We start from the raw sequence: 20,462 nt of genomic DNA on the forward strand, positions 1-20,462 counted from the left end.
CGGCGTAGCGCCGGGGCCCGGGACGACCGCCGGCGGCGGGTGTCCGGCGGCCGGTCACTCAGGGGCGTGAACGACGAGGTGCGGCTCATCCCGGCGGCCGGCCCTTGGCGGCGATCACGAGCGCCATCTTGCGGGACGCCTCGTCGATCATCTCGTCGCCGAGCATCACCGCGCCCAGCTTGCCGCCAGCCTCCGAGGTGTAGTGCTCGTACGCGTCGAGGATCAGCTCGGCGTGGTCGTAGTCGGCCTGCGCCGGCTGGTACACCTCGTTGGCGGCGTCGATCTGACCCGGGTGCAGCACCCACTTGCCGTCGAAACCCAGCGCCGCCGAGCGCTTCGCCACCTCGCGGAAGGCGTCGACGTCGCGGATCTGCAGGAACGGGCCGTCGATGGCCTGCTTGTCGTGCATCCGGGCGGCCATCAGGATCCGCATGAGGATGTAGTGGTACGGGTCGCCCGGGTAGTCGGGGATCAGCGCGCCGACCACCAACGACCTCATGTTGATCGAGGCCATGAAGTCGGCGGGGCCGAAGATGATGGTCTCCACCCGGGGCGACGCGGCGGCGATGGCGTCCACGTTCACCAGGCCGGCGGCGTTCTCGATCTGGGCCTCGATGCCGATCCGGCCGACCTCCAGGCCGAGCGTCTTCTCGATCTGGGTGAGCGTCAGGTCCAGCCAGTGCACCTGCTCGGCGTTCTGCACCTTCGGCAGCATGACGCAGTCCAGGTTCGCGCCGGCGCCCTCGACCACCTCGACGACGTCCCGGTAGGTCCACGGGGTGGTCAGGTCGTTGACCCGGACCACCCGGGTCTTGCCGGCCCAGTCGCCCTCGTTGAGCGCGGCCACGATGTTCTTGCGCGCGTCCGGCTTGGCCAGCGGGGCGACGGCGTCCTCCAGGTCGAGGAAGACCTGGTCGGCCGGGAGACCCTGTGCCTTGCCGAGCATCTTGACGCTGGAACCGGGTACGGCGAGGCAGGACCGGCGGGGACGACCGACTGCGGCCATGGAGCGCTCCTTCCAGCGTCCGGCGGGCACGCCGGCGCCACCTGACGACAGATCCGGAAACTTAACGATCCCAAAGGGCGTGGTGACGCCACGGTAACCTCGCGCCATGACCGGGGTGAATGGACCTGTGGAAGATGTCACTGGGCGTCGACTGGTGGTGGTGACCGGAGCCAGCTCCGGCATCGGGCTGGCCGCCGCCGTCCACCTGGCGTGCCGTGGTGACCAGGTGGTGCTGGTCGGGCGGGACCCGGCCCGCCTCCAGTCCGCCGCGGAACGGGTACGGGAGACCTCCGGTGCACGTCCGGAGCTGTTCCGGGCCGACTTCGCCGTGCTCGACGACGTGCGCCGGCTCGCCGACCGGCTGCGCAACGCGTACGACCGGATCGACGTGCTCGCCAACAACGCCGGCGCCATCGCGCTGCAACCACTCACCACCGTCGACGGTTTCGAGTTGTCGATCCAGGCCAACCACCTGGCCCCGTTCCTGCTGACCAACCTGCTCGCCGACCGGGTCGGCCGGATCGTGGTCACCGCCTCCGGCGCGCACCGCTTCGGCGCGCTGAACCCCGACGACCTGAACGGGTCGCTGCGCGGCTACCGACCGATGGCCGCGTACGGCACCAGCAAGCAGGCGAACATCCTGTTCGCCGCCGAGGCGGCCCGCCGCTGGTCGCACATCCCCGCGCACAGCTTCCACCCCGGGATGGTGCGCACCCGCTTCGCCAACGACAGCAGGCTGGTGGCGTTCGGCATGCGGATCCTTCCGTTCCGCAGCCCGGAGAAGGGCGCCGAGACGCTGGTCTGGCTGACCAACCAGGACCCGGCCCGGCTGGTCGACGGCGGCTACTACTACAACCGCCGGCTCCACCGGCCGTTCCGCAAGGCCGCCGACCCCCGGCTGGCGGCGCGGCTCTGGGCGGCCAGCGCCACGGCCGTCGGCATCGATGGGTAGCGTTGCCGCGTGCTGACCCTCGTCGCGATCGTCGAGTATCCCGCCGGCGCGGAGGTGCGCCCTGCGCGCCGTTTTCGGCGGGGCCGCAGACCACCCGGGTGGTCGAGGTCCACGAGGTCTAGGGCAGGCCGCTCAGTCCTTCAGCGGGGCGGCGTCGGCGGGTAGCGGGGTGGGTGGCGTGACGCGGCGGCCGGCGCGGGTGCCTCCGAGCACCACCACCGCCACCCCGAGCAGCAGCAGCGCCATCCCCAGCAGCGCGTACGGGCGGGGCAACTGACCCAGCCAGGCCCAACCGAGCAGGGCCGCGCCGGGCACCTCCAACAGGATCAGCACGCTCACCGTCGTCGCCGTGATCTTGTGCAGGGCGTAGTTGAACATCGAGTGTCCGAGCAGTTGGGCACCGGCCACCAGGGCCAGGATGGCCAGCCAGGTGCGTCCGTCGAAGCCGGCCAGCCGTACGCCGCCGAGCAGGCAGACCACCAGCAGGATCAGCGCGCAGATCCCGTAGCAGATGGTGGTGTAGGTGGTGGTGCTGATGCTGGCCCGGGCGCGCTCACCGAAGGCGGTGTAGACGGCGGCGAACATGCCACCGGTCACCGCCAGCAGGTCACCGAGGACCGCCTTGCCGGACACACCCACGTCGGCCCCGGTGGCGATCACCGCGCCGCTGGCCGCCACCGCGATGCCGATCCACACGACCAGGGGCAGCCGCCGCCCCTGGGCACGGGCGATCAGCCCCTGCCAGATCGGCTGAGTGGCGCCCAGCGCGGTGGCCGCGGCGACCGAGGTGAGCTGCGCGCTCGGCACCCAGGTGGCGAAGTGCGCGGCCAGCGCCACCCCGGAGAGAACGCAGAACAGGCCCTCCCGTCGGCCGGCACCAAAGGTCAGCCTGCGGAACTCGGCCCGGCGTCGCGCCAGGGAGAAGGGGCTCAGCACGGCGACCGCGAGCAGGTTGCGCCAGAACGCGATGGCCAGCGCCGGAGCGGCGGCGTACGCGATCAACGGCCCGGACGACGACACGGCGACGACGGCCAGACCGACCGCGCCGGTGGTCAGCGGGTCCAGGGACGGGCGGTCCGAAGGTGGGGGCACGGGGAGCAATCCTCACACGTATTACGGACAACACGGACGGTCAGCACTCCGTTACGATCACGCGGGTCCCGCCGGCGACCCCCGACCGCCCGGAGGCGTTCCCATGCCCAACTACCAGGCGGTGCTGTTCGACTTCTTCGGCACGCTGACCCGTTCGGTGCAGCGCGGCGTCGCGCACCTCGGCACCGCCGAGCTGCTCGGATGCTCCACCGACACGCTGACCGAGGTGCTGGACCGCACCTACTACGAGCGGGCCACCGGGCGACTCGGCGACGCCGAGGCGACGCTGCGCTGGGTGTGCGCCCAGGCCGGCGTACACCCCAGCGACCATGCGCTGCGCGCGGCCGTGGCGTCCCGGCACCGGGCCGTCCGCGCGGACACCCGGCTGCGCGCCGACGCGGCGCCGGTGCTCGCGGCCCTGCGCGAGCGCGGCCTGCGCACCGGGGTGATCAGCGACTGTACGCACGAACTCCCGGCGTTCCTGCCTCAGCTGGCGGTCGCCCCGCTGCTCGACGTGCGGGTCTTCTCCGTGCAGGTCGGACAGTGCAAGCCGGACCCGGTGCTCTACCTGACCGCCTGTCACCGGCTCGGGCTGACACCGGGCGACTGTCTCTACGTCGGCGACGGCGGCAGTCAGGAGCTGACCGGGGCCGAGCGGGCGGGGATGGCCGCCGTCCGGCTCGCCGCACCCGACCTCAGCGAGCACATGGTGTTCAACGCCGACAAGGACTGGCACGGGCCGATGCTCGGCACGCTGCGCGAGGTGCTCAGCCTCGTCGACACCGACGCCGAGATGGTGGGTGTCGCCTGACGGGCCGGCGACCGGCGTCAGCGCCGGCGGACCCGGTGCAGGCGGAACGGCTTGCGGGTGGCGCGGACCGCCGGTGTCGCGCGGGGCGACTCGGACTGCGCGTCGGACGGCAGGTCGGCGCCGGCCAGCGGCACACCGGCCGGGTGAGCCGGTTCACGGCGCAGCCGTCGGCCGCCCACCGGGCCACCAGGTCCGCGGTCGGGCCGGGCGCGTTCAGGCGCTTGCCCGCCACCAGCGGCGCGGTGGTGTCCCACACCTCGGTGCCCGGCAGCACCCGGGTCACCCGGGCCGGCCAGGTGACGATCCGGCCACCATGGTCGCCACGCAAGGTGACCTGCGCCTCGGTGGCGTCGGCCAGGCCCGGCGCGGCCTGCTCACCCGGACCACTGACCACGAAGAGCGCCCCCTCCAGCGGGGCGCACCAGAGCGCGAGCGCAGGCCCGCCGGCCACGCTGACCCAGGCCACTGCGGCCTTCTTCATCGCCTCGTTCACCAGCGGCGTGCCGCCGGGGGCGTCCTCGTCCGTCACACCCGCATTCTCCCGCATGAACGCCGGCGTGCCGGTCAGCCCACGAAGGGCGGCACGGCGATCTCGCCCCGGGCCACCGGCATCACCTGGCCGGAGACCGTGGCGCCGACCACCACGCCACCCGCCGCGGTGACCGTGCAGGCCAGCGCGGACGGACGGTTCATCTCCACACCCTGACGGACCGCGTACTGCGACATCCCCTCGCCGGGCAGCAGGCCGCTCGCCACCAGCCAGACACCGAGACCGAGCGCCGCCGAGCCGGTCGCCGGGTCCTCCGGTACGCCGAGCCCCGGCACGAAGACCCGGGCGTGCGCGGTTTGCGTGGCGGCGTCCCAGGAGAAGACGCTGACGTGCGCCACTCCGTACCGCTCCGCCGCAGCCGGGTTCACCCGTGCCCGGGCAACGGCCTCCGGCCGCACCGGCAGGTAGGGGAACTCCAACCCGCAGCCGGCGACCCGGGGGGCGGGTCCGGCGTGGTCGTCCGCGCCCAGCCCGGCGATCTCCAGCAACGGCTCGGCGTCCAGCTCGGGGCCGAGGGTGGGGGTGCCACCGGTCAACGTCGCGCCGGACGCCGTCACCTCGATCGGCAGCACCCCGGCGCCGCATTCCTGGGTGATCTGCCCCACAGCGAACATTCCGCGCCGGCTCGCGGTCACCGCCGCGCCGACGCTGGGGTGCCCGGCGAACGGCAACTCCTCCACCGGGGTGAAGATCCGGGCCCGGTAGGTGGCACCGACCTGCGTCGGAGGCAGCACGAACACCGTCTCGGAGAGGTTGAACTCCAGCGCGAGCGCCTGCATCTGCTCGGTTGCCAGCGCCTCCGCGCCGAACACCACGGCCAGCGGATTGCCGGCGAACGGGCGGTCGGTGAAGACGTCCACGATCTCGTACGCCAAGGTCGACATGTTGATAAACACTAGGCGCTTAGGCTGGTGCCCGTGAGCACGCCGACCCGGGTCTACATCGCCCGCCTCGCCGGAGTCGCCGTCTTCGATCCCAACGGCGACCAGGTGGGCCGGGTTCGTGACGCCGTGGCACGGCTGCGGGCGACCAAGCGTCCCCCGGAGGTGGTGGGCCTGGTCGCCGAGATGCCGATGCGTCGGCGGATCTTCCTGTCCATCAACCGGATCACGTCCATCGACGCGGACGCCGTGGTGCTCGGCTCCGGCACCCTCAACCTGCGCCGGTTCGAGAAGCGTCCGAACGAGCTTCTCGTGCTCCAGGAACTGCTGGACCGGCGGGTGCAACTCGAACCGGGTGGCCAGCCCGGCGCGGTGGTGGACGTCGCGATGGAGTGCAGCCGGGGCGGCGAGTGGTCGCTCAGCCGGGTCGCGGTCCGCGAGCAGACCGGCCGGCTCACCCGCCGCGGCCACCTGCACCAGGTCGAGTGGGACCGGGTGCGCGGCCTCAGCGGCATCGCCGACAACCGGGGTACGGCGAACCTGCTCGCCGTCCTGGAGGACATGCGCCCGGCCGACCTGGCCAACGCCCTGCAGGACCTGCCCGACGCGCGACGCAACGAGGTCGCGGCGGCGCTGAACGACGAGCGGCTGGCCGACGTGCTCAGCGAGCTGCCGGAACACGACCAGGTGGAGATCCTCGCCGCCCTGGACCGGGAGCGGGCCGCCGACGTCCTCGAGGAGATGGACCCGGACGACGCCGCGGACCTGCTCAACGAGCTGCCCCCGCCAGAGCAGGACGTCCTGCTGGACCTGATGGAGCCGGACGAGGCGGACCCGGTGCGTCAGCTGCTCAAGTACACGCCGGGCACGGCCGGCAGCGTGATGACCTCGGAACCGGTGATCCTGCCGCCGGACGCCACCGTCGCCGAGGCGCTCGCTCGGATCCGGGAGCCGCAGCTCTCCCCCGCCGTCGCCGCCCAGGTCTTCGTGACCCGCGCTCCGCAGAACACGCCGACCGGCCGCTACCTGGGCATGGTGCACTTCCAGGCGCTGCTGCGCGAACCGCCGGCCGACCTGCTCGGCAAGGTGGTGGTCAACGACATCGACCCGCTGCGGCCCACCACCCCGCTGCCCGAGATCACCCGCCGGATGGCCACGTACGACCTGGTCGCCATGCCGGTGATCGACCGGAACAACCGGCTGGTCGGCGCCGTGACGGTGGACGACGTGCTGGACCACTCACTGCCCCGGGACTGGCGGGACCGGGACGCCCTGACCGCCCCGGGCGTCACCGACGCGCCGTTGGACGGCGCGGATGGCTGAGCAGCGGCGGGCCGAGCGGCTCGACCAGCCGCGCGAGCCCCGGGGCCTCAAGCTGCCCCGGTTCGACGCGGAGGCGTTCGGCAGGTGGTCGGAGGGCATCGCCCGGGGCATGGGCACCGCGAACTTCATCGTGGTCATGACGGTGGTCATCACGATCTGGTTCGTCTGGAACACCCTGGCCCCGGCGAATCTGCGCTTCGACCCGTACACCTTCACGTTCCTCACCCTGGTGCTGTCGTTGCAGGCCAGCTACGCGGCGCCGCTGATCCTGCTGGCGCAGAACCGGCAGGCCGACCGGGACCGGTTGGCGTTGGAGGAGGACCGGCGGCGGGCCACCGCGCAGAAGGCGGACACCGAGTACCTGGCCCGGGAGATCGCCGCGCTACGGATCGCGCTGGGCGAGGTCGCCACCCGCGACTTCCTCCGCTCCGAGCTGACCCGACTGGCCGAGGAGCTGGACGAGGCGGGCCAGCGCCGGCAGCGGCTGGAGCGCCGCCAGCAGGACAGGGACAGCCGGCAGGAGAGGCGCGCCCAGCGGGCGACCGACGGCGTGGGGCTGGACGAGCCGCGCGACGACCTGGACGGCGACGTCACCCCTGACGCCCGGCCGGACACTGCCGGCCCCCGCCCGCAGGACGGCTGACCAGCAGGTCGGGACGGGCCATCGATTGGCTCACACCGTTGCCGGGCAACGGCCGCGACGGATGCCCCGCGACGTAGCATTGCGGGCATGTCAGCACCCGTCAGCACCGTCGAGGACGCGATCCAGGCCGCCCTGGCCACCGTCAACGACCCGGAGATCCGCCGGCCCATCACCGAGCTGGGCATGGTCCGCTCGGCGACGATCGCCGCCAGTGGGGTCGTACGGGTCGAGCTGCTGCTCACCGTCGCCGGCTGCCCGCTGAAGGACAAGCTGCGTACGGACATCACCGCCGCGGTCGCCGCGGTGCCCGGGGTGACCGGTGTGGAGATCGACTTCGGTGTGATGAGCCCGGAGCAGCGGCAGTCGTTGCAGTCGCAGCTGCGCGGCGGCGGTGCCAGCGAGGAGCCGGTCATCCCGTTCGCCCAGCCCGGTTCACGGACCCGGGTGTACGCGGTGGCCAGCGGCAAGGGTGGCGTCGGCAAGTCCAGCGTGACGGTCAACCTGGCGGCGGCGCTCGCCGCCCGCGGGCTCTCCGTGGGTGTGGTCGACGCGGACATCTACGGCCACTCGGTGCCCCGGATGCTCGGCGCGGACGCCCGGCCCACCCGCGTCGAAGACATGATCATGCCGCCGCAGTCGCACGGCGTGAAGGTGATCTCGATCGGCATGTTCACCTCCGGCAACGCCGCCGTGGTGTGGCGTGGCCCGATGCTGCACCGGGCGTTGCAGCAGTTCCTCGCCGACGTGTACTGGGGCGACCTGGACGTGCTCCTGCTCGACCTGCCCCCGGGCACCGGCGACGTGGCCATCTCGCTGGCCCAGCTGCTGCCCAACTCGGAGATCCTGGTGGTCACCACCCCGCAGGCCGCCGCCGCCGAGGTGGCCGAGCGGGCCGGCGCGATCGCCCTGCAGACCCACCAGCGGGTGGTCGGCGTCATCGAGAACATGTCCTGGCTGGAGCTGCCGGACGGCTCCCGGATGGAGATCTTCGGCGCCGGCGGTGGCGCGGCGGTCGCCGAGTCGCTGAGCCGGACCATCGGCGCGCAGGTGCCGCTGCTCGGGCAGATCCCGCTCGACACCCGCGTCCGGGAGGCCGGCGACGCCGGCAACCCGATCGTGCTGGCCGAGCCGGAGTCGCCGGCCGCGCAGGCGCTCGGCACGATCGCCGACCGGCTGGCGCTGCGCCGTGAGTCGCTGCTCGGCAAGCCGCTCGGCCTCAAGCCCGCCGGGCGCTGAGCACCCCGATCGACGACGCCCCGCCGGCCACTCGGGCCTGCGGGGCGCGTTCGTCGATGTGCCGGGTCGGTCAGGTGGCGTCGTCGTAGCTGGCCCGGGGGGCCGGCGCCGAGGGGGTGCCGGTGGCCGTACCGGGTCGCGTTCCGTTCGACCGTAGGTCCGCGGCGTTGGCCACGTCCTTCAGGTCGTTGTGCACGCCGCTGACGTCCGCGCGCAGGTTGTCGTAGACGCCCTGCAACGGCTTGCGGATCGCCGCCTCGTCCTCCTCGCTGAGGAGGTGCTTGCGGATGAACGCCTTGGGGTGCAGATCTTCCAGCTGGATGTCGGTGCCCAGCTCGCGGCTCAGGTCGCCGGTGGCGTTGCGGGCCATGTTGCGCAGGTTACGCACCATCCGCAGGCCGTCGGTGATCACGGCCGGCAGCCGGTCACCGAAGATCAACAGCGCCAGGAGCAGCAGCGCACCGATCTCCCACCAGTTCAGGTTGTCGAGCATCCCGCGGGCCTCCTCTCGGCGTCAGCAGCAAGACTACGCACGTGGGACGGCTTTCGGGCAGGGGGTACGCCGCTGTTCACTTCGCATCCGCGGCGAGGGTGACCGACGTGTTCTGCCGACCGGCGCCGCGCCGGAACTCGACGGTCACCACCGAGCCGGGCGCGAACTTGCGGACCAGGGCGATCAGATCGGTCGGTTCGGTCATCGGCCGGCCGTTGAGCTTGAGGATCACGTCGCCGACCCGCAGCCCGGCGCCGGCCGCCGGCCCGGACGGCTCGATCGCCGCCAGCCGGACGCCGCCGCGGCACCCGCCCCCGGGCCGCCCACCTGGGCGCCGATCACCGTACGCCGGGCCTTGCCGGTGCCGATGATGTCCTGGGTCACCCGCTTGGCCTGGTTGATCGGGATGGCGAATGCGAGGCCGATGTTGCCGGCCTCCTGCCCCTCGGCGACCAGCGACTTGATCGTGGAGTTCACCCCGACCACCCGGCCGGCCCCGTCGACCAGCGGGCCACCCGAGTTGCCGTGGTTGACCGCCGCGTCGGTCTGGATGGCCGCGTAGTAGCGCACCGGCCCGCCCGGCTCGCCGGCCTGCATCGTCCGGTCGAGGGCGCTCACGATGCCGGCGGTGACCGTGTTGGCCAGCGAGAGCGGTGAGCCGACGGCGAGCACCGGGTCGCCGACGGCCAGCGCGTCGGAGTTGCCGAACTCCACCGGCCGCAGCCCCGTCCGGCTCACCTTGATCACCGCGATGTCCGATTCCGGGTCCTGACCGACCACGGTCGCCGGCGCGGTGCTGCCGTCGTTGAAGGTCACCGAGGCATTGCCGCTGCCTCCGGCCAGCACATGGTCATTGGTGATGACGTGGCCGTCGGCGCTGGCGATGAACCCGGAGCCCTCACTGGTGCCGCCGAGGCTGCTCACCCGCACCGTGACCACGCTGGGCAGGACACGTTCGGCGACCCCGGCCAGTGACTCCGGCTTGCGCTGGGCCAGCGCGGGCGCCTGCGCCGCCTCCGCGCCGAGGACCGTCGCGCCGGCCCCGCCGCGCACCGCGAACGCGTAACCCAACGCGCCGCCGAGAGTGCCCGCGAGCAGCGCGGTGATCACCGGGATGAGCAGCAGATGGCGCATCGTCGGGCGACCCGGCGCGTCCGGGTCGGTGACCGGCTCCGGTTCGGTGCCGGCCGCCACCACCGCGGGTACCACCACCGCGGCCGGTGCCGCCGGATCCCGCCACGGGTCGGCGAGCGCGTCCGACCACCAGGGCGACGGGTCGACGCCGGATCCACCCGGCGTTGGCCCGGCGTACGGGGCAGCCGCCACCGGTGGCGGGCTCCCTGCCGCCGGTGCACCGCCCGGCGACGCCACGGGCGCGCTGCCGGTCGCCGGCGTGCTCGGTGGCCCCGCAGCCGGGACCCCTGCCCCGGGCGGTCGCGCCGACGCCGGAGTCTCACCGCCCCGGCGCCAGTCCCAGCCGTCGGTCACGTCGGTGCCTCCCAGTCCGTCCCCGGATCCCGCGCCGCGTCGCCCGGCCACGGTCCGGTGTGGGCGCGGCTGACGGGATACCGCCTCCAGGATTGCACGGATGCGCGCGGTGGAGTCAGCGGTTGCCCCCGGTGATCGCGTACGACGGAAGCCGCGGCTGCGCCGCGCGACGGTCGCCTCTACGCTCACAGTGCCAACCCGCCCCCGCACCACGCACCGCCCCCGGAGGTGCCCCATCGCCATGGTCGCCGGTTCCGGCAATTCGACGACCCAGGCTCAGCAGTTCGCCGAGTCGTACGTCACCGAGGATCTCGTCCTGCGTACCGCCCGCAGCCTGGCCCACGAGGTGGGCCTCGACGCGGTCACCCCCGGCGCTGGCGCGGCGTTGCGGCTGCTGGCCGCGGCCGGCAACGCCCGGGCGGTGGTGGAGATCGGCACCGGCACCGGAGTGAGCGGTGTGTGGCTGCTGCGCGGCATGCGCGCCGACGGCGTGCTCACCACCATCGACCTGGAGGTGGAACACCAGCGGATCGCCCGGCGGATCTTCGCCGAGGCGGGCTTCGCCGCCGGGCGCACCCGGATCATCACCGGTCGCGCGCTGGACGTGCTCCCCCGGCTCGCCGACGGCGCGTACGACCTGGTCTTCGTGGACGCCGAGGCGACGGGATTCCACGCCTGCGTGGAGGCCGCGCTGCGGCTGCTGCGCCCGGGAGGCGTGCTCGCGCTCAACGGCATGCTGGCCGGCGGCCGGATCGGTGACCCGGCCGCCCGGGACGCCGAGACGGTGACGGTCCGCGAGACGATCAAGGCGGTCCGGGAGTCGGAGCACTGGATCCCGGCGCTGCTCCCGGTCGGGCACGGGGTGCTCGCCGCGGTGAAGTGCTGACCGGGTCAGTCGACGCTGGCCAACCAGCGCAGCAGCGAGCGCACACCCCAGCCGGTGGCGCCGCGGCTGACCTCGGCCTGGTCGCCGTCCGCCCAGGACGGGGCCGACATGTCCAGGTGCAACCAGCGGTCCCGTAGGTCACCGGTGAACTCGCGCAGGTAGAGCGCGGCCAGCACGGACCCGGCGCCCTGGGTGGGCGCGCTGTACAGGTCGGCGATCTCGCTGCCCAGGTACTCGACGTAGTCGGTGTGCAGCGGCATCCGCCACGCCGACTCGCCGGCCGCCTCGGCCGCCGCCAGCACGTCGGCCGCCAGCTCGTCGTTCTCGCTGTACAGGGCGGCGGTGCGCTTGCCCAACGCCACGGCGTTGGCGCCGGTGAGCGTGGCCAGGTCGAGGAGCAGGTCCGGCTTGAGCTGCCGCACCGCGTACGCCAGCGCGTCGGCGAGGACCAGCCGGCCCTCGGCGTCGGAGTTGGTCGTCTCGCTGGTCGTGCCGCCGTAGTGCCGGACGATGTCGCCGGGGCGGAACGCCGAGCCGCTGACCATGTTCTCGGCCAGCGGGGTCAGCGTGGTGACCCGGACCGGCAGCCGCAGCGCGGCGGCGCCGAGGGTGGCCGCGACGACCGCCGCCGCGCCCGCCATGTCCTTGCGCATCAGCTTCATCGCCGGGACCGGCTTGATCGAGATGCCGCCGGTGTCGAAGGTGATGCCCTTGCCGACCAGCACCACGTGGGTGCGCGCGTCGGCCGGGTGCCAGTCCAGTTCGACAAGGCGGGGGCTGCTCGCCGAGCCGCCGCCCACGGCGAGGATCCCGCCGAAGCCCTCGGCGGCCAGCTCGGCCGGGCCACGGACCCGCAGACGCAGGTCCGGGAGGTCGGCCGCGGCGGTCGTCACCTGCTCGGCGAACCACTGCGGGTTCTTCTCCGAGGAGGGCATGTTGGTCAGGTCGCGGGCGAGGCGGGTCATCGCCGCGGTGGTCCGGGCGGTGGCGACGGTCGCCTCGTGCGCGGTCGGGTCGGTGAGCAGCAGGTCGACGCCGCCGAGCGCGGGCGCGTCGCCGGCCTCGGTCAGCCGGAACCGGTACGAGGCGAGCAGCAGTCCCTCGGTCAACCCGCGGACGGCCGCCGGGGTCACCTGGGCCGGCAGCGCGACGGTGATGTGCGTCTCATCGACGGCGGAGCGGGCCAGAGCCGCGCCGGCGGTACGCCAGGCCGCCTCGTCGCCGTCGCCGATGCCGAGCAGCAGCAGCCGACCGGGGGTACGCCCGGGACGGAGCTGGGTGCGGATCTCGCCGGCCCGACCGGTCAGCCGGGCCACCGGCGTCAGCGCGGCGGCCTCGTCGGCGGTGCCGTCCGGGGTTGCCACGGCGGTCGGCACCGGCACGGCCGACGCCTCACCTCCGGGGGCCTGGTCGGCCGGACGGACGGGCAGGACGAGGACGTCGAGCCGATCGGACTCGGCGACGAGACGGATGTCGAGCACGCGGAACCGCACCTCCAGGAAGTGTCGCGGAGCGGACCGGGCTGGCCGATCCGCACGATGAAGACCCTGAGCCACCGGGGATACCGGTGGCTCAGGGTCTGGGGAACGTTCCGGGCGGTGTACGCCGCCCGGAGCACTCCTCACTCAGCCGGCGGCTGCCTTCAACGCGTCACCGAGCGCGTTGGCCTCGTCGGGAGTCATCTCGACGACGAGCCGGCCACCGCCCTCCAGCGGGACCCGCATGACGATGCCCCGACCCTCCTTGGTGACTTCCAGCGGACCGTCGCCCGTCCGCGGCTTCATCGCCGCCATGTTGTCTCCCCTCAGACCTACACCAGGGTCGGTGGGTTGCCCCACAGCCACTTCGTCACGACCACCCGCAACGGTCGCGGGGGTGTCGACCAACGATTTTCCCTGATGAACACCGCCGGACCCAAACCGGAGCAGCATTGATGTAACAGCATCTAGCTTATCTTGAGAAGGCCTGTCACAATGTGCGGTCATGCAGGCACGGTCGGCACTCTTCGACCTGTACGGCGACCACCTCCGGCCGCGGGGTGGCCGGGCACCGGTCGCCGCCCTGGTCAAGCTACTGGCACCGTTGGGAATCGCACCGCCGGCCGTTCGCACCGCCGTGTCCCGGATGGTGCGTCAGGGCTGGCTCGACCCGCTCCGTCTGGCATCCGGACCGGGATATTCGATCACACCAAAAGCTGCCCGACGACTGGACGAGGCGGCGGCCCGGATCTACCGGACCGGCCGCGTCACGTGGGACGGCCGGTTCGATCTGCTCGTACTGGAGGCGCCCGGCTCCCGCCGGGACCGGCAGCGGCTCGCCGCCACCCTGAGCTTCCTCGGCTACGGCACACTCGACGAGCAGACCTGGGTGGCCACCCGGCCCGCCGAGGACGTCGACCTGCTGCTCGCCGAGGCCGGCATCCGGTTCGAGCGGTTCACCGCCTCGCACTACTCCGGCACGCCGGGGGCGATGGGCGTGGTCCGCCGGGCCTGGAACCTCACCGAGATCGGCCACGCCTACGAACGCTTCGTCGCCGACCAACGCCCACTGCTCGCCGCGGTCACCGTGCGCAGCAGCGACGAGGAGGCGTACGCGGCCCGGTTCCGGCTCGTGCACGCGTGGCGTACCTTCCTGTTCCGGGACCCGCAGTTGCCCCCGGCGCTGCTGCCCGAGCGCTGGCCCGGCACCGCCGCCGCCAGTTTCTTCGACCGGCACGCGGCCCGTCTGCGTCCGGCCGCGGACCGGTACGTCGAGCAGTGCCTCGACGCCGGCAACCGCATCGTCCGACAGAAGGGTCGTTAGAAACGTGACCGAGCCGTTGCTCATCGACCGGACCGACGCCGTCGTCACCCTCACGTTGAACCGGCCGAACGCGATGAACGCGCTCGACGTGGCGTTGAAGGAAGCGCTGCGCGACGCCCTGGCGGAGCTGGAGACCGACCGGTCCTGCCGGGCGGTCGTGCTGGCCGGGGCCGGCGGGTCGTTCAGCGCCGGTCAGGACCTGCGCGAGCACGTGTCGACGCTGGAGAACAGCTCCGCCGACCCGCTGGGCACCGTCCGGGCGCACTACAACCCGATCGCCGCGCGGCTGGCCAACCTGCCCAAACCGGTCGTCGCCGCCGTCCGCGGGATGGCCGCCGGAGCGGGCGCCTCGCTGGCGTTCCTCGCCGACATCCGCGTCGGCGGCCCGACCACCAGCTTCCTGATGGCCTTCGCCAAGGTCGGCCTCGCCGCCGACACCGGCGCCTCCTGGACGCTGCCCCGGCTCGTCGGCCACGCCAAGGCGGTGGAGCTGCTGATGCTCGCCGAGCCGGTCCGCGCGGAGGAAGCCTGCCGGCTGGGGCTGCTCAACCGGCTCATGGACGACGACGAGAAGGTGCTGCCGGCCGCGCAGGAGCTGGCCGCCCGCCTCGCCGCCGGCCCCACCGTCGCGTACGGGGCGATCAAGCGCCAGCTCTCCATCGCCGACGCCGGCACCCTCGCCGACGCCCTCGCGGCCGAGGCGCAGGCACAGTCGATCTGCGGCGCCACCGACGACCACCGGGCGGCCACCCTCGCCTTCGTCGCCAAGCAGAAACCGGTCTTCGAGGGACACTGAACGCGATTCGCACCTCGGCCTTACCGTCCTCGAACACGGGCCGCCTAGCGTCGACTCCCATGAGCGATCGTGAAGCGGTGGCGCACCTGCTGCGCCGGGCCACCTTCGGTCCGACCGCCGACGAGGTGGACGCGGCCGAGCGGGTCGGGCCGGCGGCGACCCTGGACAAGTTGCTCACCCCGCCCGGGGCGACCGGGGTGCGGTGGCCACCCCGGTCCCGACGCTGCCCCCCGACCCGTACGCCGCGCTGACCAAGGACTCCACCCGCGAGCAGCGGCAGAAGGCCAACGCGGAGCGCCGCAAGCAACTCCAGCAGGTCACCGAATGGTGGCTGAACCGGATGGCGGCCGCCGAGGACGGGCTGACCGAGAAGTTGCTCTTCTTCTGGCACGGGCACTGGGCGACCAGCGCGCAGAAGGTCAAGTCGCCGCGGATGATGCAGGGTCAGTTGGAGACGCTGCGCCGGCACGGGCGTGGGCCGCTGGGCCCGCTGGTCGCCGCGATGGTGCGCGACCCCGCCCTGATCATCTGGCTGGACGGGCAGAAGAACACCCGCAAGGCGCCGAACGAGAACCTGGCCCGCGAGCTGATGGAGCTTTTCACGCTCGGCATCGGCAACTACACCGAGGCCGACGTGAAGGCCGGCGCGCGGGCGTTGACCGGCTGGACGGTGGACCGGCGAACCGGCGCCGCCAGCTTCGAGGCGCGCCGGCACGATCCCGGGGAGAAGACGATCCTCGGACACAGCGGCCGGTTCGACGCCGAGGCGTACGCCGGGCTGCTGGCCGCCGAGCCCGCGGCCGCGTCGTTCGTGGCCAAGCGGCTCTGGTTCCGCTACGCCGGCGCCGACGTCCCGGCACCGGACGGCCTGGCCGGGGCGGACACCGTCGCGACCCTGCGCGCGATCTTCTCCGCGCCGGCCTTCGCGCAGACCCGGGGCACCCTGGTGAAGCAGCCGGTGGAATGGATGGTCGGCGCGCTGCGGCAACTCGGCGTCCGCCCCTCCGCGCTGCCGGAGCAGCAACGCAAACAGCTGCTGGGCGGACTGAACGCGCTGGACCAGGTGCCGCTGCGCCCGCCCAGCGTGGGCGGCTGGCCGGCCGGGGCCGCCTGGCTGACCACCTCGTCGTTGCAGGCCCGGCTCCGGCTGGCCGAGATGCTGGCCGCCGCCACCGCACCGGCGGTGCTGGCCCGGCTGACCGCCGCGCCCGTAGCCGGCCGACCCGACGCGCTGGCCCGGCTGCTGGTCGTCGACGGGTGGGGTGCCCGCACCCGGGCCGCCCTCACCCCGCTGGCCGGCGAGCCCCGCAAGCTGCTGGCCGCCGGCCTGGTCAGTCCCGAATACACCGTCAGCTGAGCGGAGGAGTCGACATGGACACCCTGACCCGACGCAGGTTCCTGCTGACCAGTGGAGTGGTCGGCGCGGGCGCACTGGCCGCCGGAGCCGGCGCGTACAGCCTGCGGGACCTGCTGGACACCGCCGGGGACCGCGACCCGCAGTCGCAGACACTCGTGCTGGTCACCCTGTACGGCGGCAACGACGGCCTGAACACCGTCATCCCGTACGGCGACCCGGCCTACCGGGCGGCCCGCCCGGAGCTGGCGTACCCGGACAACGAGGTGCGCCGGTTGGACGACGACTTCGGCCTCAACCCGGCCCTGGAGGGCCTGCACCAGCGCTGGTCCAAGGGCGGGCTGGCGATCGTGCGCGGGGTCGGCTACCCCAAGCCGGACCGCAGCCACTTCCGCTCGATGGACATCTGGCACACGGCACAACCGGACCGGCCCGGTAACACCGGCTGGCTGGGCCGTTGGCTGGACGGGGCGGGCGGCGATCCCCGGCTGGCGGTCTCGTTCGAGCCGGCACTGCCGCCGCTGCTGGCCGGCGAGAAGAGCGCGGGCGCCGCGGTACCCGTGAGCGACCGCAAGGCCGCCAAGGGGCTCTCGGCGGAGACGCTGGCCGCGTTCGCCGCCGCCGAGGCGGGCGAATCGCCAGCTCGGGCCCGGGCCGCGGCCTGCTTCGGAGACATGCGCTCGGTGGACGAGATGATCCGCCAGGTACGTGACTCCGCCGCCACCGACGCCCCGGACGACCCGGACGGCGAGCAGGCGCCCGCGACGGCCACCGGCGGGGCGCGGACACCGCTGGACGCGCAGCTGGACCTGGTCGCCCAGTGCGTCGAGGCGGGCGTGTCCACCCGGGCCTTCTCGGTGTCGCTGGGCGGCTTCGACACGCACGCCGACGAGAAGCAGTTGCAGGCCGTCCTGTTGGGCCAGGTGGATAGGGCGTTGACCGGATTCGCCGACCGGATGGCTCGCACCGAGGCGGGCCGGAAGGTCGTGGTGGCGGTCTACTCCGAGTTCGGCCGTCGGGTCAAGGCCAACGCCTCGGACGGCACCGACCACGGCACCGCGTCGGACGTGCTGCTGCTCGGCGCCGGAGTACGCGGCGGCTGGCACGGCGAGGCGCCCAGCCTCACCGACCTCGACGACGGCGACCTGAAGTACACGACCGACTTCCGGGACGTCTACGCGACGCTGCTGGAGCGGGTGCTGGACACCGACCCGGGCCCGGTGCTCGCCGACTGGCGGGGACGCCTCGACAAGCTGTTCTAGTCGTCCTCTTCCGGGTCCTGGTTGGCCTCCGCGCCCAGCACGAACGCCTGCATGGCCAGCTCGTCGCCGGACGGCGCCACGAAGGCGGGCAGCTCGCGGGGGCCCAGCTCCTGCACGTAGGACCAGAACAGGCGTACCGCCTCGGCCGGCGTGTCGGCCTCGATGGGCAGGTCGAGGCTGACCAGCCAGGTGCGCCGCGCCGGGGGTGGGCCGAGCCGGTCGGCCAACGCCCGGAAGGCCGCCGGCTCCAGTGCGGTGACCGGCCCGTCGAGGGTGAGCAGGTCGGCCGGCACCGGCTCGTCGAAGGCCCGCCGGGTGTACGCGACGACGAGCGTCTCCGGCTCGACCGGCGACTGCGGGTCGTCCGGGTCCTCGGAGTGCCGCTGCGCCGGCATGGTGACCCGGCCGAGCGCCACCAGCCTGGGCGGGGCGTCGGCGAGCACGGCCACCCGGTCACCCGGCCTCGGGCGACCGACGTCGGTCAGCCCGGTCAACTCCAGGGCGTCGTGGTGCACGAGCCGCTCGGCCTCGTACCGCTCGGCGGGCAGCAGCACGGCCCAGGTGCCCGCCCCGTCGGCGTTGCCGGCCGCACCGGCCCGGTGCGCGGTCTCGGTCGTCATGCCTGCCATCTCATCACGCCGCCGGTCAGAGGGTGACGTGACAGCCGACGATGTGATCGTCGACCATTCCGGTGGCCTGCATGAGCGCGTACGCGGTGGTGGGGCCGACGAACCGGAAGCCCCGCTTCTTGAGTGCCTTGGCCATCGCCGTCGACTCGGGGGTGATCGGCGCCAGCTCGGCGAACGAGGCCGGGCGGGCCGGCCGTTGCTCCGGCGCGAAGGACCAGAGCAGCGTGGACAGGCCCTCGGGCAGCTCCAGCGCGGCACGGGCGTTGGCGATCGCCGCCTCGATCTTGGCCCGGTTGCGGACGATGCCGGCGTCGGCGAGCAGCCGGGTCACGTCGGCGTCGTCGTACCGGGCGACGGTCGGGATGTGGAACTCGTCGAAGGCGAGCCGGAACGCGGGGCGTTTGCGCAGGATGGTGAGCCAGGACAGGCCGGACTGGAACGCCTCCAGCGTCATCCGCTCGTAGAGCGCGTCGTCGCCGCGCAGCGGCCGCCCCCACTCGGTGTCGTGGTAGACGGCGTAGTCCGGGGTGCTCGCCCCCCAGGCGCAGCGGGCCAGCCCGTCCGCGCCGATCACCAGGTCAGTCACCTCGAACACGCTAGGCCATCGCACCGACAGCCCATTGCCACCGGCCGTCCGGCTGCCTATGGTGCTTGTTACCGACCGGTAGGTTGGGGTCACCCACCGGTGCCCCCGGCCGCCGACGGCCACTGGAGGTGGCGCGATGAAGGAATTCCCGGACGTCATCGCCTGGTCGATCCCGGCCTTCCTGCTGCTCGTCGTGCTGGAACGGGTCTCCTACCTGCTGCACCGCGACGACGACGAGATCGGCTACGGCGGCGCGGACACCGCCACCAGCCTGGCGATGGGGCTGGGCAGCGTCTTCACCGACCTGCTCTGGAAGGTGCCGATCGCCGCCGCGTACGCGCTGCTCTACGCGCTCACCCCGCTTCGGGTGGCCGAACTCTGGTGGAGTTGGCCGCTGATCCTGCTCGCCCAGGACTTCTTCTACTACTGGTCGCACCGGGGCCACCACGTGATCCGGATCCTCTGGGCCTCGCATGTGGTGCACCACTCGTCGCAACGGTTCAACCTCTCCACCGCCCTGCGCCAGCCGTGGACCGGCCTGACCAGCTGGATCTTCTACATCCCGCTGATCCTCATCGGCGTACACCCGGCGGTGGTGGCGTTCTGCGGGTCGGTCAACCTGCTCTACCAGTTCTGGATCCACACCGAACGCATCGACCGGATGCCGCGCTGGTACGAGTTCGTGTTCAACACCCCGTCCCACCACCGGGTGCACCACGCCTCGCAGGGCGGCTACCTGGACCGCAACTTCGGCGGCATCCTGATCGTCTGGGACCGGTTGTTCGGCTCGTTCGCGCCGGAGCGGGAGCGCTGCGTGTACGGGCTGACCAAGAACGTGGGCAGCTACAACCCGGTCCGGGTGGCCTTCCACGAGTACGCGTCGATCGCCCGGGACCTGCGGTCCGCGGTGAGCTGGCGACACCGCGCGGGGCACCTGTTCCGCGCGCCGGGTTGGCAGCCGACGCCGGGCGTGGTCAGGGCAGCCGGCCCTGCTCGACCAGACGGGCGAACCTCTTCAGCGCCTGGGTGAGGCTGAACTTGGACCCGGGCCAGACCACCGGCCACGCCAACCGGCCGGCCCGACCACCGGGCAGGTGGAACCACTCGTGCCAGACCACCTGCGTGCAGTTCCGGTCCAGTTGGGTGCAGCGCAGCACTCCCGGGCCGCGCAGCAGTTGGCCGCAGTGCACCACACCGATCTCGTACGGCTCGTCGACGCGGACGACGTGCATCTCGTCGCGCAGCACCGCCGGGCCGAGCGACGTCACGGCCTCGACCCGACTGCCCTCGCGACCGTCGCCCTCGACGACCCGAACCCGGGTGAAGGGGATCCAGTCGGACTGACGGTCCCAGGCGAGCAACGCCGCGAAGACCCGCTCCGCCGGGGCGTCGACGATCACGGTGGCGGTCACCTCGCCAGCGCCGGGTTGGGCCGCCTCGCGGAGATCGTCGGCCCCCTCCGGGCCAATCACGCCGACTCCGAGCGGACCACCGCGCCGTTCCTGCTGGTGCCGTCCTCGGCCGGGGCCGCGCCGTCGGCGTCCGCCGTCGAGGAGGTGGCGTCGGTCCGCCCGGTCACGCCCACCGGGGTAGCCACGGGGTCGACGTCGTCGGCGGGGGCCACGCCGTCGGCGTCCGCCGGAGAGGAGGTGGCGTCGGGCTGCTCGCCGGT

At 73.1% G+C, this 20,462-nt stretch carries 21 protein-coding genes and 3 pseudogenes; 12 read left to right on the forward strand and 12 right to left on the reverse strand.

Features of this window, described 5'->3' with window-relative positions; translation table 11 throughout:
* Positions 1–62: 62 nt before the first annotated feature.
* Positions 63–1,006, reverse strand: a pseudogene (locus tag JNW91_RS12620) (HpcH/HpaI aldolase/citrate lyase family protein); the annotation flags it as partial.
* A gap of 127 nt (positions 1,007–1,133) precedes the next feature.
* Between JNW91_RS12620 and JNW91_RS12625 the strand changes: the two are divergent.
* Positions 1,134–1,958: an SDR family NAD(P)-dependent oxidoreductase gene (locus JNW91_RS12625; RefSeq protein WP_203175047.1), complete on the forward strand. Its 825-nt coding sequence runs from the start codon at positions 1,134–1,136 to the stop codon at positions 1,956–1,958.
* A 132-nt stretch (positions 1,959–2,090) separates the two neighbouring features.
* On the opposite strand, the gene JNW91_RS12630 is transcribed toward JNW91_RS12625, so the two are convergent.
* Positions 2,091–3,059, reverse strand: a complete 969-nt coding sequence (locus JNW91_RS12630; protein ID WP_238424857.1) for a DMT family transporter — start codon at positions 3,057–3,059, stop codon at positions 2,091–2,093.
* 94 nt (positions 3,060–3,153) lie between these two features.
* Between JNW91_RS12630 and JNW91_RS12635 the strand changes: the two genes are divergently transcribed.
* Positions 3,154–3,861: an HAD family hydrolase gene (locus tag JNW91_RS12635; RefSeq protein WP_203175030.1), complete on the forward strand. Its 708-nt coding sequence runs from the start codon at positions 3,154–3,156 to the stop codon at positions 3,859–3,861.
* A gap of 17 nt (positions 3,862–3,878) precedes the next feature.
* Here JNW91_RS12635 and JNW91_RS12640 read toward each other — a convergent pair.
* Positions 3,879–4,408: pseudogene (locus JNW91_RS12640) on the reverse strand (hypothetical protein).
* 17 nt (positions 4,409–4,425) lie between these two features.
* Positions 4,426–5,295, reverse strand: a complete 870-nt coding sequence (locus JNW91_RS12645; protein ID WP_203175031.1) for a PhzF family phenazine biosynthesis protein — start codon at positions 5,293–5,295, stop codon at positions 4,426–4,428.
* A 33-nt stretch (positions 5,296–5,328) separates the two neighbouring features.
* On the opposite strand from JNW91_RS12645, the gene JNW91_RS12650 reads away from it, so the two are divergent.
* From JNW91_RS12650 to JNW91_RS12660, 3 genes are all read left to right on the forward strand, one after another.
* The gene (locus tag JNW91_RS12650; protein ID WP_203175032.1) at positions 5,329–6,615 is read left to right on the forward strand and encodes a magnesium transporter MgtE N-terminal domain-containing protein; all 1,287 of its coding nucleotides are present in this window, start codon (positions 5,329–5,331) and stop codon (positions 6,613–6,615) included.
* Positions 6,608–7,258, forward strand: coding sequence for a DUF1003 domain-containing protein (locus JNW91_RS12655; RefSeq protein WP_203175033.1), 651 nt, complete (start codon positions 6,608–6,610; stop codon positions 7,256–7,258). The genes JNW91_RS12650 and JNW91_RS12655 overlap by 8 nt, the downstream gene beginning before the upstream one ends.
* Before the next feature lie 87 nt (positions 7,259–7,345).
* Complete coding sequence (locus JNW91_RS12660; RefSeq protein WP_203175034.1) at positions 7,346–8,494, forward strand: Mrp/NBP35 family ATP-binding protein; 1,149 nt, start codon at positions 7,346–7,348, stop codon at positions 8,492–8,494.
* 70 nt (positions 8,495–8,564) lie between these two features.
* Here JNW91_RS12660 and JNW91_RS12665 read toward each other — a convergent pair whose 3' ends face one another.
* Positions 8,565–8,987 (reverse strand): Sec-independent protein translocase family protein, encoded by a 423-nt coding sequence (locus JNW91_RS12665; protein WP_203175035.1) that lies wholly within the window; start codon positions 8,985–8,987, stop codon positions 8,565–8,567.
* A gap of 76 nt (positions 8,988–9,063) precedes the next feature.
* Positions 9,064–10,475, reverse strand: a pseudogene (locus tag JNW91_RS12670) (S1C family serine protease).
* Positions 10,476–10,716: 241 nt separating this feature from the next.
* Here JNW91_RS12670 and JNW91_RS12675 point away from each other — a divergent pair.
* Positions 10,717–11,361 carry an O-methyltransferase gene (locus JNW91_RS12675; protein ID WP_203175036.1) on the forward strand — a complete coding sequence of 215 codons (645 nt, stop codon included), beginning with the start codon at positions 10,717–10,719 and terminating at the stop codon, positions 11,359–11,361.
* 5 nt (positions 11,362–11,366) lie between these two features.
* Here the strand turns inward: JNW91_RS12675 and JNW91_RS12680 are convergent, their stop codons facing one another.
* Both JNW91_RS12680 and JNW91_RS12685 read right to left on the reverse strand, forming a co-directional pair.
* Complete coding sequence (locus JNW91_RS12680) at positions 11,367–12,842, reverse strand: leucyl aminopeptidase family protein (protein ID WP_203175037.1); 1,476 nt, start codon at positions 12,840–12,842, stop codon at positions 11,367–11,369.
* Positions 12,843–12,986: 144 nt separating this feature from the next.
* The gene (locus JNW91_RS12685; RefSeq protein ID WP_007455245.1) at positions 12,987–13,154 is read right to left on the reverse strand and encodes a DUF3117 domain-containing protein; all 168 of its coding nucleotides are present in this window, start codon (positions 13,152–13,154) and stop codon (positions 12,987–12,989) included.
* Positions 13,155–13,344: 190 nt separating this feature from the next.
* On the opposite strand from JNW91_RS12685, the gene JNW91_RS12690 reads away from it, so the two are divergent.
* The 5 genes from JNW91_RS12690 to JNW91_RS12705 are packed head-to-tail and all read left to right on the forward strand — an operon-like array spanning position 13,345 to position 17,575.
* Positions 13,345–14,163, forward strand: coding sequence for a PaaX family transcriptional regulator (locus JNW91_RS12690; RefSeq protein ID WP_203175038.1), 819 nt, complete (start codon positions 13,345–13,347; stop codon positions 14,161–14,163).
* Positions 14,164–14,167: 4 nt separating this feature from the next.
* The gene (locus JNW91_RS12695) at positions 14,168–14,959 is read left to right on the forward strand and encodes an enoyl-CoA hydratase/isomerase family protein (RefSeq protein ID WP_203175039.1); all 792 of its coding nucleotides are present in this window, start codon (positions 14,168–14,170) and stop codon (positions 14,957–14,959) included.
* 59 nt (positions 14,960–15,018) lie between these two features.
* Positions 15,019–15,210 (forward strand): DUF1800 domain-containing protein, encoded by a 192-nt coding sequence (locus tag JNW91_RS32210; protein WP_238424858.1) that lies wholly within the window; start codon positions 15,019–15,021, stop codon positions 15,208–15,210.
* Positions 15,162–16,316: a DUF1800 domain-containing protein gene (locus JNW91_RS12700; protein WP_309244338.1), complete on the forward strand. Its 1,155-nt coding sequence runs from the start codon at positions 15,162–15,164 to the stop codon at positions 16,314–16,316. The genes JNW91_RS32210 and JNW91_RS12700 overlap by 49 nt, the downstream gene beginning before the upstream one ends.
* A gap of 14 nt (positions 16,317–16,330) precedes the next feature.
* The gene (locus tag JNW91_RS12705; RefSeq protein WP_203175040.1) at positions 16,331–17,575 is read left to right on the forward strand and encodes a DUF1501 domain-containing protein; all 1,245 of its coding nucleotides are present in this window, start codon (positions 16,331–16,333) and stop codon (positions 17,573–17,575) included.
* On the opposite strand, the gene JNW91_RS12710 is transcribed toward JNW91_RS12705, so the two are convergent.
* Positions 17,572–18,195: a hypothetical protein gene (locus tag JNW91_RS12710; RefSeq protein WP_203175041.1), complete on the reverse strand. Its 624-nt coding sequence runs from the start codon at positions 18,193–18,195 to the stop codon at positions 17,572–17,574. The genes JNW91_RS12705 and JNW91_RS12710 overlap by 4 nt on opposite strands.
* Positions 18,196–18,220: 25 nt before the next feature.
* Positions 18,221–18,790, reverse strand: a complete 570-nt coding sequence (locus JNW91_RS12715) for a DNA-3-methyladenine glycosylase I (protein ID WP_203175042.1) — start codon at positions 18,788–18,790, stop codon at positions 18,221–18,223.
* Between the two features lie 136 nt (positions 18,791–18,926).
* Here JNW91_RS12715 and JNW91_RS12720 point away from each other — a divergent pair, with 136 nt between their 5' ends.
* Positions 18,927–19,820, forward strand: coding sequence for a sterol desaturase family protein (locus tag JNW91_RS12720; protein WP_203175043.1), 894 nt, complete (start codon positions 18,927–18,929; stop codon positions 19,818–19,820).
* On the opposite strand, the gene JNW91_RS12725 is transcribed toward JNW91_RS12720, so the two are convergent.
* Both JNW91_RS12725 and JNW91_RS12730 read right to left on the reverse strand, forming a co-directional pair.
* Positions 19,765–20,262, reverse strand: coding sequence for an SRPBCC family protein (locus tag JNW91_RS12725; RefSeq protein WP_203175044.1), 498 nt, complete (start codon positions 20,260–20,262; stop codon positions 19,765–19,767). The two genes, JNW91_RS12720 and JNW91_RS12725, sit on opposite strands and share 56 nt — an antisense overlap.
* The coding region (locus JNW91_RS12730; protein ID WP_203175045.1) for a hypothetical protein at positions 20,259–20,462 on the reverse strand (204 nt) is incomplete at its 5' end. The genes JNW91_RS12725 and JNW91_RS12730, both read right to left, overlap by 4 nt.

Origin of the sequence: Micromonospora parastrephiae (assembly GCF_016802865.1) — a bacterium.
Taxonomy (GTDB): Bacteria; Actinomycetota; Actinomycetes; order Mycobacteriales; family Micromonosporaceae; genus Micromonospora; species Micromonospora parastrephiae.